Annotated in this window: 11 protein-coding genes; 7 read left to right on the top strand and 4 right to left on the bottom strand. The window is 65.0% G+C overall.

The window, feature by feature from the left end:
* Positions 1-100 precede the first annotated feature (100 nt).
* From dnaE to CAL18_RS10770, 5 genes are read left to right on the top strand one after another with little or no spacing between them, the layout of a single operon-like run.
* Entirely contained in the window at positions 101-3,592 is a 3,492-nt protein-coding gene (gene dnaE, locus CAL18_RS10790) for a DNA polymerase III subunit alpha (RefSeq protein ID WP_026638740.1), read from the top strand.
* A complete protein-coding gene (locus CAL18_RS10785) occupies positions 3,592-4,692 on the top strand; it encodes a glycosyltransferase family 4 protein (protein ID WP_094817841.1) in 1,101 nt (366 codons plus the stop codon). Before dnaE ends, CAL18_RS10785 begins: the two co-directional genes overlap by 1 nt.
* A complete protein-coding gene (locus CAL18_RS10780) occupies positions 4,689-5,540 on the top strand; it encodes a polysaccharide deacetylase family protein (protein WP_094817840.1) in 852 nt (283 codons plus the stop codon). Before CAL18_RS10785 ends, CAL18_RS10780 begins: the two co-directional genes overlap by 4 nt.
* Complete coding sequence (locus CAL18_RS10775; protein WP_094796784.1) at positions 5,537-6,286, top strand: glycosyltransferase family 2 protein; 750 nt, start codon at positions 5,537-5,539, stop codon at positions 6,284-6,286. The genes CAL18_RS10780 and CAL18_RS10775 overlap by 4 nt, the downstream gene beginning before the upstream one ends.
* Entirely contained in the window at positions 6,283-7,395 is a 1,113-nt protein-coding gene (locus CAL18_RS10770) for a glycosyltransferase (protein WP_094817839.1), read from the top strand. The genes CAL18_RS10775 and CAL18_RS10770 overlap by 4 nt, the downstream gene beginning before the upstream one ends.
* A gap of 21 nt (positions 7,396-7,416) precedes the next feature.
* Here the strand turns inward: CAL18_RS10770 and CAL18_RS10765 are convergent, their stop codons facing one another.
* From CAL18_RS10765 to CAL18_RS10755, 3 genes are read right to left on the bottom strand one after another with little or no spacing between them, the layout of a single operon-like run.
* A complete protein-coding gene (locus tag CAL18_RS10765; RefSeq protein ID WP_038852064.1) occupies positions 7,417-7,698 on the bottom strand; it encodes a YkgJ family cysteine cluster protein in 282 nt (93 codons plus the stop codon).
* Positions 7,695-8,453: a YdcF family protein gene (locus tag CAL18_RS10760; RefSeq protein WP_419670175.1), complete on the bottom strand. Its 759-nt coding sequence runs from the start codon at positions 8,451-8,453 to the stop codon at positions 7,695-7,697. The genes CAL18_RS10765 and CAL18_RS10760 overlap by 4 nt, the downstream gene beginning before the upstream one ends.
* A gap of 19 nt (positions 8,454-8,472) precedes the next feature.
* Positions 8,473-9,441, bottom strand: a complete 969-nt coding sequence (locus CAL18_RS10755) for a glycosyltransferase family 9 protein (RefSeq protein ID WP_094796782.1) — start codon at positions 9,439-9,441, stop codon at positions 8,473-8,475.
* A 69-nt stretch (positions 9,442-9,510) separates the two neighbouring features.
* Between CAL18_RS10755 and msbA the strand changes: the two genes are divergently transcribed.
* Both msbA and CAL18_RS10745 read left to right on the top strand, forming a co-directional pair.
* Positions 9,511-11,286 (top strand): lipid A export permease/ATP-binding protein MsbA, encoded by a 1,776-nt coding sequence (msbA, locus tag CAL18_RS10750; RefSeq protein WP_094817838.1) that lies wholly within the window; start codon positions 9,511-9,513, stop codon positions 11,284-11,286.
* Positions 11,287-11,448: 162 nt separating this feature from the next.
* A complete protein-coding gene (locus CAL18_RS10745; RefSeq protein WP_026638732.1) occupies positions 11,449-12,174 on the top strand; it encodes a TerC family protein in 726 nt (241 codons plus the stop codon).
* Between the two features lie 49 nt (positions 12,175-12,223).
* On the opposite strand, the gene rng is transcribed toward CAL18_RS10745, so the two are convergent.
* On the bottom strand, positions 12,224-13,687 hold the full coding sequence (gene rng / locus CAL18_RS10740) for a ribonuclease G (protein WP_026638731.1): 1,464 nt from the start codon (positions 13,685-13,687) through the stop codon (positions 12,224-12,226).
* Between the last annotated feature and the right edge of the window lie 338 nt (positions 13,688-14,025).

Below are 14,025 nucleotides of genomic sequence, written 5' to 3'. Positions count from 1 at the left end.
GATTCTGGGTAAAACCATATTGTTACATAGCTGGGCGACCCTGGCGCAAGCCGGGCAATAACTGCGTTGCCGGGCCGGCCGACTGGGTACAATTCCGGCCATGTCCGAAGCCGTCACTTCCTCGCCTGCCTTTGTCCACCTGCGCGTCCATTCCGAATTTTCGGTGGTGGACGGCATTGTCCGCATTCCCGACCTGATCAAGCGCGTGGCCAAGCTGGGCCAGCCTGCGGTCGCGCTGACCGACCTGTCCAATCTGTTTGGCCTGATCAAGTTCTACAAGGGCGCGCGGGGGGCGGGCATCAAGCCCATCGCCGGCTGCGATGTCTGGCTCACCAATGACGACGATCCCGACAAGCCCTATCGCCTGCTGTTGCTGGTGCGCAACCACGCGGGCTACCTGAGCCTGTGCGAATTGCTGACGCGCTCGTTCCTGGAAAACCAGGGCAGGGGCCGCCCCGAGATCCGCCGTGAATGGCTGCAGGGGCAGCAGGGGCTTATCGCGCTTTCGGGCGGCCGCGCCGGCGATATCGGCCATGCGCTTGAGGCCGGCAATGCGGTCACTGCGCTGTCGCTTGCCCGGCAATGGGGCCAGTTGTTTCCGGGCGCGTTCTATATCGAGTTGCAGCGCACCGGCGCTGATGGCGACGAGGCCTACACCCAGGCCGCCATGCGCCTGGCCGCCGAGGCCCGGCTGCCGGTGGTGGCCACGCATCCGGTGCAGTTCCTCGACGAATCCGAATTCCAGGCGCACGAGGCGCGAGTGTGTATCGCCCAGGGCGAGATCCTTGCCGATCCTCGACGGGTGCGCCGGTTCACGAAAGAGCAGTACCTGCTCAGCTCCGAAGAAATGGCGCGCCGCTTTGCCGACGTGCCTTCGGCCCTGGCCAATACGGTCGAGATCGCCAAGCGCTGCAACCTGACCTTAGTGCTGGGCAAGCCCCGCCTGCCCAACTTCCCGACGCCCGACGGCGTTTCGCTGGACGACTATCTCGTGCAGCTTTCTGAACAGGGGCTCGAAAAGCGGCTGAGCTTCCTCTTTCCGGACGATGCCGAGCGCGACGCCAAGCGTGCCCAGTACTACGAACGCCTGCGCTGGGAATGCAAAACCATCATCCAGATGGGTTTTCCGGGCTACTTCCTGATCGTTCAGGACTTCATCAACTGGGGAAAGCAGAACGGCGTTCCCGTCGGTCCGGGCCGCGGTTCCGGCGCGGGTTCGCTCGTGGCCTATGCGCTGGGGATCACGGATCTGGACCCCATCCGCTATGACTTGCTGTTCGAGCGATTCCTGAACCCCGAACGGGTGTCGATGCCCGACTTCGATATTGACTTCTGCCAGGACAACCGCGAGCGGGTCATCGACTACGTCAAGATGAAATACGGCCGCGAGGCCGTCAGCCAGATCGCCACGTTCGGCACCCTGGGCGCCAAGGCGGTGGTGCGCGACGCGGGGCGTGTGCTCGACATGCCGTATCTGTTCTGCGACGGCCTGTCCAAGCTGATCCCGTTCAACCCGGCCGATCCCTGGTCGCTCGACCGCACGCTCAAAGACGAGCCCGCATTCAAAGAGCGCTACGATCAAGAAGAAGAGGTCCGCGCCCTGGTCGACCTGGCGCGCCCCCTCGAAGGCCTGACCCGCAATATCGGCATGCACGCGGGCGGAGTGCTGATCGCGCCGGGCAAGCTGACGGATTTCTGCCCGCTGTACTGCCAGCCGGGGCAGGAAAACAGCGCGGTCTCCCAGTTCGATAAAGACGACGTCGAAGCGGCGGGCCTGGTCAAGTTCGACTTCCTGGGGCTGCGCAACCTTACGATTCTTGACTGGGCCGTGCGCTACGTGCGCCAGTTCAACGAAAGCAAGCGCGATTTCGACATCATGGCGCTGTCGCTGGATGACCCGGCAGCCTACAAGGTGCTGTGCGATGCGAACACCACCGCGGTGTTCCAGCTCGAATCGCGCGGCATGAAAGAACTGCTCAAGAAACTGCGCCCCAACACTTTCGAAGACATCATCGCCATGCTGGCGCTGTACCGTCCCGGCCCGCTCGAGTCCGGCATGGTCGACGACTTCGTCAATCGCAAGCATGGCCGCGCCGCCGTCGATTACTTCCATCCCGACCTGGAGCCGACCCTCAAGAGCACGTACGGGGTCATCGTGTACCAAGAGCAGGTGATGTTGATCTCGCAGATCATCGGCGGCTATTCGCTGGGCGGCGCCGACCTGCTGCGTCGTGCCATGGGCAAGAAAAAGCCCGAAGAAATGGCCAAGCATCGCGAGCTCTTTCAGCAGGGCGCCAAAGAAAAGGGCCATGATCCGGATCTGGCGGTCAAGCTCTTTGACCTGATGGAGAAATTCGCGGGCTACGGCTTTAACAAATCGCACTCGGCAGCATACGCGCTCATCGCATACCAGACCGCCTGGCTGAAGGCGTACCATCCCGCCGAGTTCCTCGCCGCCACGATCTCGTCCGATATGGACGACACCGACAAGGTCCAGGTGTTCTGCCGCGACGCGCAGGACAACGGCGTGGTGGTGCTGCCCCCGGACGTCAATACGTCGGGGTACCGCTTCGAGCCGGTGGCCGACGAATACACCCGACAAGGCAAGCCGCCGCGCACCATGCGCTATGGCCTGGGTGCGGTCAAGGGCACAGGGCAGGGCGCCGTCGAAGAAATACTGCGTGCCCGCGAAGCGGGCGGCCCGTTTGCCAACCTGTTCGACTTCTGCCGCAGGGTCAACAAGCATGCAGTGAACCGCCGTACGATCGAGGCCCTGATCAAGGCGGGCGCGTTCGACAGCATCGAGCCCAACCGCGCGGCCATGCTGGCTTCGGTGGGCACGGCGATGGAAGCGGCGGAGCAGGCCGCACGCAGCGCCAACCAGGTGTCCTTGTTCGGCGACGACAGCGGCGACGTGGTGGCCGGCGAACTCAGCAAAGTGGCCCCCTGGAACCTGCACGCCAAGCTCACCGAAGAAAAGACGGCGCTGGGATTCTATTTCAGCGGGCATTTGTTCGACCACTGGCGAGATGAAGTCCGGCGCATCGTTCCCACTCAGCTCGCGCGCATTGAACCGCAGCGCGACCTGCAGTGGATGTGCGGCGTGCTGGCCGGCGTGCGCACCATGATGACCAGGCGCGGCAAAATGGTTTTCGCTGTGCTCGATGACGGCACCGCCCAGCTCGAGATCTCCGTCTTCAACGAGTTGTACGAAAAGCATCGCTCTCGCCTGCGCGAAGACCAATTGATCATTGTGCAGGGCAAGGTCAGCAACGACGAATACTCTGGCGGCATGCGCATCGTCGCAGAGCAGTTGTACGACCTGCAGCTGGCGCGCGAGGCGCGGGCCAAGTCGCTGCGCGTCAGGCTCAATGGCCAGGCCGACGCCGGCAAGCTGCGGCAGTTGCTCAACCCGTTCCGCGCCGAACCGGAAAATGGCGTGCCCGGCGTGCCCGTCGACATCGTCTACCAGCGCGACAATTTCCAATGCACGGTCCGCCTGGGCGAAGAATGGCGCGTGCGCATGGCCGATGCGCTGCTCGAAAATCTGTCCGCCTGGGTCAAACCCGATGGCGTCGAGGTCACTTACTGATGCAGCCTTTGCGCATTCTCCATACCGAGGCCGCCGTCGCATTCGGCGGGCAGGAACATCGCATCTTCAAAGAGATGCACGCCATGCGCGCGCGCGGGCATCATCTCGAGGCCGTGTGCCAGCCTCACGCGCAACTGGTGCCCCGCCTGCGCGAAGCCGGGTTCACAGTGCACACCCTGCCCATGGGCGGGCTGGCCAACTACCTGAAGGGCGTCGCGGCGATGCAGCGCATCCTGCGCGCCGGGCGCTACGACGTCATCAATACGCACAGCCGCATCGACACCCTTATCGCCGGCACGGCCGGCAGGCTCGTCGGCGCCCCGCTGATCGTGCGCACGCGGCACCTGGCAAGCAAAGTGGGCTCGATGCTGTCGTACACGTGGCTGCCGCACCGCGTGACCACCGTCAGCGATTACGTGCGCCGCTATCTCATCAGCCGCGGCGTGCCTGCCGAGCACACCGCCACGCTGTATTCGCCGGTGGTCCTGCCGCCGCCCGTCGAGCATTCTACCTTGCGCGGCGAACTCGGCCTCGGCGCCGACGACATCGTCGTGGGATGCGTTGCGGTCATGCGGGCGGCCAAGGGCCACAAAGATCTCATCGATGCCATCCGCCCAATGATGGCCGAACGCGGCAACTTGCACATGGTGTTCGTCGGCTCGGGTTCGCCCACTTTCGAGCAAACCCAGGCCTATGTGCACGAACTCGGCCTGCAGGACCGCATCCATTTGATGGGCACGCGGCGCGACGTTCCCAACTTGCTGGCAGGTTTCGACATATTTGCCCTGGCTACCCAGCAAGAGGCCTCGGGCACCGTATACGTCGAGGCGCAGGCCGCAGGGCTGCCCGTCATCGGCACTAACGTGGGCGGTGTGCCCGAAATGATGCGCGACGGCATTACCGGCATCCTGGTGCCTGTCAAAGACCGGGATGCCCTCGAAGCCGCGTTGCGGCGTCTCGTCGACGATCCGCAATTGCGCCGTACGATGGGCGAGGCAGGGCGGCGCATGGTCTGGGAAGAAGGGGTTTTTTCGCCGGCGCGCCTGGCCCAGAATACCGAGGCCGTCTATCGCAAATGGCTGGCCGAAAGGCAATCATGAATAACGCCCCGAATATCCCGGTACTCATGTACCACCACGTCACGCCCTCGGGCGGCATGATCGCCGTCACGCCCCAGGTCTTCGAACAGCAGATCGCAGGCCTGGCCCGCGCGGGCTACACCTCGCTCGGAACTGCCCAGCTCGCAGAGTTCCTGGCGGGCGGGCGCGTGCCGGAAAAATCCGTGCTCATCACGTTCGATGATGGCTATCTCAATAACTGGACGTACGCACATCCGGTGCTGCAGCGTTATGGCATGAAGGCGGTGTTGTTCCTCGTCACCGGCTGGGCGGGCGACGGCCCGGTGCGCCCGCACGCGGGGCAGGCGGGCCCATTGCCCGCGTCGCCCGATCACCACGCAACCAAGCAGCTCATTGCCGAGGGCCGCGCCGACGAAGTCATCGTGCGCTGGAGCGAGGCGCAGGCCATGCTGGCCGCCGGAACCTTCGAAATCCATTCTCACACCCACACCCATACGCGTTGGGACAAGCAGTGCGGCCCCGACGTGGCGGCCAAGCGCGAGCACATCGCGCGTGAACTCGCCGATTCGCGCGCCGCGCTGGCGCAGCACCTGGGGCAGGCGAGCGATCATCTATGCTGGCCGCAGGGGTATTTCGACGCAGACTATGTGCAGGCGGCCCGCCAGGCGGGCTTCAGGCACCTGTACACCACCGACGCGCTGGGCCAGAACGTGCCCGGCGCCGATCCCGAGCATATCTATCGTTTCGCCGTGCGCAACCTCGGGGGCGGATGGCTCAACCGCCGCATCTGGCTGTCGCGCCATCCAATGTGGGGCCCTCGCTACCACGCCTGGAAAGCCTGGAAACGGCGCATGAGGAACCGTCCATGACGCTGTCAGTCATCATCATCACCAAGAACGAGGCCGCCCACATCCTGGGCTGCCTCGAATCCGTGGCGTTTGCCGACGAGTTCATCGTGGTCGACTCGGGCAGCACCGACAACACCGTCGAGCTGGCCCGCGACTTTGGCGCGCGCGTGCATGTCACGCCCGATTGGCCGGGGTTCGGCCCCCAGAAAAATCGCGCGCTGGATCTCGCAACGGGCGACTGGGTATTGTCTATCGATGCCGACGAACGCGTCACGCCGGAACTGGCCCGCGAGATACAGGCCGCGATCGCGGCGCCGCAGGCCGATGCTTATGAAATCGCCCGGCTGTCCGACTTTTGTGGCCGTCTTATCCGCCACAGCGGCTGGTGGCCCGACTACGTGCTGCGGCTGTTCAAGCGCGGCACGGCCCGGTTCACCGACGCTGCGGTGCACGAACGCGTGGTGCCCGAGCGGCCTGCGTTGAAGTTGCAGGGGCATTTCCTGCATTACCCGTATCCCGATCTCGACGCGCTGATCAACAAGGTCAACCGGTATTCATCGGACGCCGCCGCCATGATGCACGCCCGCGGCAAGCGTGCCACGGTATTCAGTGCGCTGGGGCACGGATTCTGGACCTTCGTGCGCATCTACCTGATCCGGCGCGGATTTCTCGACGGACGCCACGGTCTTGTGCTGGCCGTGACGGCGGCCGCCGGCAGCTTCTTCCGCTATGCCAAGCTCAGTTTCCTGTCCGACGCGCGCAAGTGAAAATCCTCTACACCAACTTCCACCCGCGCAATGGCGGAGGCCATGCCACGTACATTACCGGCCTGGCCCGGGCGTTGGCAGGCGGCCATGAGGTTACCGTGGCCACACCCGGAACCAGCCGCCTGTATCGCTACGCAGGGGCTATTGCGGGAGTGCGCACCGTGGACATGCGTTTTTCCACGCGACCTGCGTCGTGGTTCGGGGAAAGGGCTGCGCTGCGCCGGCTGATTCGCCGGCATGCCTATGACATCATCCACGTCAATGGGTCTGCGGACCACAAGCAGGTGATGCTGGCCTTGGCGGGGTTGCGCGAGCGGCCGCGCGTAGTGTTCACCAAGCACAACGACCACCCGCTGGATACCCTGGGGCACCGTCTGCGTGCGCGCCTGGCCACCGATCGCGTGATCGCCGTCAGCGACTACGTGCATGGGCTGCTCGACCAATCTCCCTATGGCCGCCTGCCCATCCACACGATCAGGCATGGCATCGATACCGATTACTTCGCGCCGCAGTCCGAACAAACCTTGGACGCGTTGCGCGGCCGGTACTTCGGCCCGGGTTGGCAAGGCCACTTGCTATTGGGCAGCGCCGGCGGTACCGACTACGACAAGGGCTGGCTCGATCTGGTCGAGGCGGCCGCAAGCCTGCCGGACGAACAACGCCGGCGCATACGCATCCTCGTGGCCGGCGACCCGCCCAACGAGGCCAAGCTGGCGCGCGTGCGCGCGGCGGGCATGCAGGACCTGCTGGTATTTCCCGGTCTGCTCGACGATGTGCGGGATGCCCTGGCCTGCTGCCATGCCGGATTCGTGCTCTCTTACCGCGAGGCCTTGTCGTACGCCTGCCGCGAATTGATGTCGCTGGGCCTGCCCGCGCTGGTCTCCGACGCCGGCGGCCTTCCCGAAAACGTCACCCATGGGGTCGATGGCTGGATCGTGCCGGTGCGTGATGTGCGCGCCATTGCGGCGGTGTTGCAGGGCATGCTGCACGACCCCGGGCAGCTGGCAGTCATGGGAGCAGCGGCGCGGACCAAGGCCCTGAACGACTTCAATATGCGTGATTTCACCGAGGCGACGCTGGACGTCTACCGCAAGGCGCTGGAGGCCTGATGCGGGGTACCGCCGCGCCGCTCACCCCGCGGGGGCGGTGACGGCTTCCAGCCTGGTCAGCCACGCAATGGCGTCTGCGCGTGTGTCGCCGCACATCTCGGCCTGCGGCTGCAGACCGCCGCAGAAGGCGGGGCGCGTGGGCTGCCCGAACAGCGCGCAGCGCATGTCTGGCAACAGTTGCACGCACGGCATGCCGGCTGGCTTGCCGTCGGGCATGCCCGGAATGGGCGAGGTAATCGACGGCGCAATACAGCAGGCGCCGCAGCCCGGCCGGCACGCCAACGGGGCCGCCTGGCCGCTCATACCCAGCCTCTCAGCCAATACACCAGCAGGCCGGCGTATTCCTTGATGATCGAGCGGCTGGCCTCCAGCGTACGCATGTGCGGCATCCAGGGTTGTACGGACCCATCGGCCGGAAGCACGATCTGCGGCGGGGTCGACGCGGGAATGGCCGATACGCCCAGCTTGGAAAACGCCGCCATGGCCCGTGGCATGTGCAGGGCCGACGTAACCAGCAAGATGTTGTTGAAGCCGTGTTCCTTCAGTTCCTCTTCGGTCAACATCGCGTTTTCGTAAGTCGTGCGGCTGGCGTTCTCCAGAAGCAGGGCTTCTTCCGGCACCCCTTGCTGCTTCATCAGGAACGCCATGCCGCGCGCTTCGCTGACGTCGCCTTCCAGTGCGCCGCCGGACAGCACCACGCGCGGCGCGCGGTCTGCCTTATACAGCTCGATTGCCGTGTCCACGCGTACCACGGCGGTTTCCTTGTCGTAGGGAAGGAACCAGTTGGCGCGTCCGTTGGCCGTGTTGCCGCCCAACACCACGATGGCATCCGCGGTAGGCAGTTCCTGGGGCGGCCTGTGCGGATAGCGCGATTCCAGCGATCCGCCCAGCCACAGCGATGTGGCCGGCAGCGACCAGGCCAATACCCACGCCAGTCCTGCCGCGGCCAGGGCGGCTCCGGTGCGGCGCATCCGGAACAGGCCCAGCACCAGGCCCAGGACGACCAGCGTCACACACAGATTCTGGGGAATGATCAGGTTGGCCAGGTAGTTTGTCATCATCAAATCAGTAAGGCGGTCACGAAGCCCGGTCAAGCAACGCGCAGGCTTCGCGTTCGACCTCGGCGGGGTGGGGCCAGTTCCGTTCCGACCCCATGCATACGGCGCGCGGCGTCCAGGGGCCGGTGCGTGCCGGGTTGGTGACGCCAAACAGCGTCAATTGGCGGGCGCCGGCCGCGGCCGCCACATGCGATACCCCCGAATCATTGCACACGACCAGGGCGGCGCGGGCGGTCAGCGCGGCAAAGGCGCCCAGGGGCACGGCCGGCAGCAGTTGGGCGGTGGGAGCATTGCGCCGGGCCTCTTCGACCTCTGCCGGGGGCGGGCACATGACCACCGTATGGCCGCGCGCCTGCAACGCCCGGGTAAGGGTGTCGAATCCGGGCCAGACCTTTACCTTGCCTTTGTGCAGGCCCGTGGCCGTAGGCGCGATCAGAACGAACGGGTTGTCGGCCAGCCGGGCGTCGCGCAGCAGTGTGTCGGCGGCCTGCCGGTGCGCCGCGGTCAAGGGCAGCCCCAGTTCGGGATCGGGTTGTTCCGGGCCGGCCGGCAGGCCCCAGCGCTGCAGCGCGGCGCGGGTCAGGTAGTGCCAGGACTGCACCGCGTGCAGGCCGGCATCCGGCTTGGCAATGGGCCAGCGTAACAGCAGGCTGCGGCCATCGTCGCGGTATCCCGCGGCCGGCACGCCGGCCAGCCGGAACACGGCTGCGCTGGACAGCGAGTCGGGCAGGGCCAGGCCGCGCGGGCGTGCCCCGGTTCCCAGGCTGCGGCGGTGTCGGCGCACCGCGCCGGCGTCTTCCCACAGCCGCCCCTGCATGGCGATGAAGTCCTGCCGCTTCAGGCCATCGAGCAGATCGCGAGCCCAGGGCCGCGCGCAGAGCACCAGCGGCAATCCGGTTTCCTGCAGCCGCGCCAGACTGGGCAGGCTCATGCACACGTCACCCACCCAATTGGGCAGTCTTACATAAAGGCAGGAGATTTCGGGCATGGGCAAAGTCGGTGGTATGGCGGTCGAACGGTACAATCCGGGCACAATTGTATTAAAGCGAGTCGCCCCTTGAATTCTGCTGCACGTCACGCACCCGCCGGCTCCGATCCGGTCAAGGCCGTACTCTGGAAGCGCATCTACAGCCGCGTCGGTTCGTACTGGAAGGGTCTGGCGCTTGCCATCCTGCTCATGGCAGGCGCTGCCGCCACCCAGCCCACTTTGGCTGTCATCATGAAACCGCTGCTCGACGACGGTTTTACCGGCGCCAAGCCATATTATGTCTGGGCATTGCCGCTGGCGGTCATCGGCCTTATCTTCGTGCGCGGGGTGTGCAACTTCTTCAGCGATTATCTGCTGGCCTGGGTGGCCAACAACGTGCTGCTGGGCATACGGCGCGACATGTTCGACCGCCTGCTGGGCCTGCCCGACGCCCATTTCAAGCGCGGCGACACGGGCCGGCTGCTCAACCGCTTCACGATCGACGCCGGTAACGTTACCGGATACGCCACCGACGTCATCACGGTGCTGGTTCGCGAAACGCTGGTCGTCATCGCGCTGCTTGGCGTGTTGTTGTACATGTCGTGGCAGCTGACGGTGATCATCCTTGTCATGCTGCCGGTGTCGGTCCTGATCGCACGGGCATTCATCCGCCGCCTGCGGCGCATCAACCGCGAAACCGTCAACATGAACGCCGAGCTTACCCGGGTGGCCAGCGAAGGCATCAACGGCCAGCGGGTCATCAAGCTGTTCGACGGGTACGATGCCGAACGCGGACGTTTCGCCTTCGTCAATGCCCGCCTGCGCCGCTTTGCCATGCGCACCGCCACGGCCGACGCGGCCATGACGCCGCTCACCCAGGTGTGCATTTCGATCTCGGTGGGGGCCATTATCGCGGTCGCGCTCAGCCAGGCCAACAGCGGCACGCTCACGGTGGGCAGCTTTGCCTCGTTCATGGCCGCGCTGGCCCAGATCTTCGACCCCATCAAGCGCCTGACCAACCTTGCGGGCAAGATGCAGAAAATGCTGGTCGCGGCCGAAAGCGTCTTCACGCTGGTCGACCAGGAACCCGAAGTCGACGCCGGTACGCGTACCCTTGCGGAGCCGGTACGCGGCAAGATCGAGTTCCGCGCCGTCACGCAACGCTTCGCCGATGCGGATCGCGACACCGTCAGCCAGGTGTCCTTCCAGGTCGAGCCGGGCCAGACGGTCGCCCTGGTAGGGCGATCCGGCAGTGGCAAGACCACCCTGGTAAACATGCTGCCGCGCTTCGTGGTTCCCGACGCGGGCGCCATTCTCGTCGACGACGTACCCATCGATCAGCTCACCCTGCGCAGCCTGCGCTCGCACTTGTCGCTGGTCAGCCAGGATGTCGTGCTGTTTGACGACACCATCGCCGCAAACGTCGGCTACGGCGCGCTTGGCCAGGCCAGCGAAGCGCAGATCCGCGACGCCTTGGCCGCGGCCAACCTGCTCGATTTCGTCGAAAGCCTGCCGCAGGGCATGCACACGCTCGTCGGCGAAAACGCAGCCCGCCTGTCGGGCGGCCAACGGCAGCGGCTCGCCATTGCACGTGCGCTCATCAAGAACGCGCCCATTCTTATCCTGGACGAAGCCACATCGGCGCTGGACAACGAGTCCGAGCGGCAGGTGCAGGCGTCGCTCGAACGCCTGATGCGCGGCCGCACCACCCTGGTTATCGCGCATCGCTTGTCCACGGTACAGAACGCCGACCGCATCATCGTCCTCGATGCGGGCAAGATCGTCGAGCAGGGGCCGCACGAGCAGCTCCTGGCGGCCGGCGGCCTGTACGCGTCGCTGTACAACATGCAGTTTCGCGACGACTGATAACGCCGGCCCCCGATCCGGCATTATCCCTGCTCGCATTGCCGGCATTGGCTCATCTGCCGGGCCGCTTTTATAGAATGGTCTGGTTGGTCCATTCCTGAGGACTTCCCCGCGACTCTGCTGTCGGCCGCGCTGCAAGCCCCGCGCTAACCGGACACGCCGATGCCAGAGTTGTTCGCCACGCTCCATTGGGGCGTCGTCTTCCAGATTATCCTTGTCGATATCCTGCTGGGTGGCGACAACGCAGTCGTCATCGCCCTGGCGTGCCGCGGCCTGGCGCCCGCCAGGCGCATGCACGGCATTCTGTGGGGCACCGCCGGCGCCATCGTCTTGCGGGTGGCCCTCATCAGCTTTGCGCTGGTATTGCTGGATGTGCCATTCCTGAAAATCATCGGCTGCGCGCTCTTGCTATGGATCGGCATCAAGTTGATGCTGCCCGGCGCCGATCAGCATGACGGCATAGCCAGCACGGCCTCGGTAATGGCGGCGGTAAAAACCATCATCCTGGCCGACTTCGCCATGAGCCTGGACAACGTCATCGCGATCGCAGGCGCCGCCCAGAATGCCCATGTCGGGCACCAGATGTTCTATGTGATATTCGGCCTGCTGGTCAGCGTGCCCATCATCGTCTGGGGCAGCACCCTGGTGCTCAGGCTGATGGACCGCTTTCCCCTCATGGTGACCCTGGGCGCCGGCTTGCTGGGGTGGATTGCCGGGGGAATGCTCGTCAGCGACGTCTACGTCGTCGAACGCCTGGGCTCTCCCACGCCTGTGGCGAAGCTGGCTGCCGAGCTGACGGGCGCCCTGGTGGTCATTGTGCTGGGCCGGCGGATCGCGGCGTGGCGTCGGGCGGGCCAGGAGCAACAGGGCGGTTCCGCCCTGCGGTAGGCCCCTGGGCCGCGCGCACGGGCGCACTACCTCGGCATTCGCGCCGCGCTCAAATCAGGATGATGTCGTACTGTTCCTGTGAGTACGCGGTTTCCACTTCCAGCGACACCGGTTTGCCGATGAAATCTCCCAGCATCGCCAGATGTTGGCTTTCTTCTTCCAGGAACAAGTCCACCACGCCTTGCGAGGCCAGGATACGGAACTCGCGCGGGTTGAACTGGCGCGCCTCGCGCAGTATTTCGCGCAGAATCTCATAGCAGACCGTGCGGGCCGTGCGCACCGTGCCGCGCGCCTCGCACATGGGGCAGGGCTCGCACAGCTGGTGTGCCAGTGAGTCCCGCGTACGCTTGCGGGTCATTTCCACCAGGCCCAACTGGGTAAACCCGTTGACCGTCATGCGGGTGCGGTCGCGCGACAAGGCCTTTTTCAGTTCGGCCAGCACGGTTTCGCGGTGGTCCGGGTCCTCCATGTCGATGAAGTCCAGGATCACGATGCCGCCCAGATTGCGAAGCCTCAATTGCCGGGCAATGGCCTGCGCCGCCTCCAGGTTGGTCTTGAAGATGGTGTCGTCGAAGTTTCGCCCGCCCACGAAGCCGCCCGTGTTCACGTCTACGGTGGTAAGCGCTTCGGTCTGGTCGACGATCAGGTATCCGCCCGACTTCAGGTCCACGCGCCGGGACAGCGCGCGCGCGATCTCTTCGTCGACGTTGGCGGTATCGAACAGCGGACGCTCGCCGCTGTAATGCTGGATGCGGTCGGCCACCGACGGCGTATACACGCGTGCCCATTCGATAAGGGCGGAAGTGGTGGTACGCGAATCGACCTGTATGACGCCGGTATGTGCGCCCACCATGTCGCGCAGCACGCGCTGCGCCAGGGTCAGGTCCTGGTGCAGCAGCGCGGGGGCGGGCTGGCTGCGCGCGGCCGCCTGCACGCGGCCCCATAGTTTGCGCAGGTATTCCAGGTCTGCGCTCAGCTCTTCATCGGTGGCGCCCTCGGCCTGCGTGCGCACAATCAGGCCGCCTTTCTCGTCCTCGGGAATCAGCGCCTGCAGGCGCTCGCGCAACTGCGCGCGTTCGGATTCGGACTCGATCTTCTGCGAAATGCCGATGTGGGGGTCATGCGGAAGGTAAACCAGCATGCGCCCGGCGATGCTGATCTGCGTCGACAGGCGCGCGCCCTTGGTCCCCAGGGGGTCCTTGATCACCTGCACCATCAAGGTCTGGCCTTCGAACAGCAGCTTCTCGATCGCCGTGGGCGTCAGCCCCTGGGAGCGCTCGCCGCGGTTCTCGCGCAGGTCGGCAATATGGATGAAAGCGGCGCGCTCCAGGCCTATGTCGATAAAGGCGCTCTGCATTCCGGGCAGCACGCGCACCACCCGTCCAAGGTAGATATTCCCGACGTGGCCTCGTTGAATGCTGCGCTCGACGTGGAGCTCCTGAACCGCGCCTTGCTCCACCAGCGCGACCCGCGTTTCGAAGGGGGTGACATTGATCAGGATATCTTCACTCATGGGCAAGGGTAGCGTCGTGGTCCAGCACGCATAGTAAACGGTGGCCCGGCCCAGGCAAGCCCCACAGCCGGGCGCTCGGTGCGCGCAAAGCAGCGGTTTGCCCTGGGCCAGCAAGGTCCAGAAAATTCGTGTATAGTTTCGTTCTTTCGGGGTTCGCGACGCGCAGCACCGGAAGGCGGCGGTAAGCCCGGTCAAATTTGCAGAAACGGCAATTTGACAGCCTTCAAAAAAGGCTTCATAATCTCGTTTCTGTGCTGATCGAACAGCACCGCAGTGGCAGTACCTGTTCTTTAACAACGAAACAACCGATAAGTGTGGGCGCTTGATGATGCGGGCCA

The sequence above is a fragment of the Bordetella genomosp. 7 genome (assembly GCF_002261415.1).
GTDB lineage: Bacteria > Pseudomonadota > Gammaproteobacteria > Burkholderiales > Burkholderiaceae_B > Bordetella_A.
Note: the sequence above shows the minus strand (reverse complement) of the source record. Positions and strands in the feature narration are given on the sequence as shown.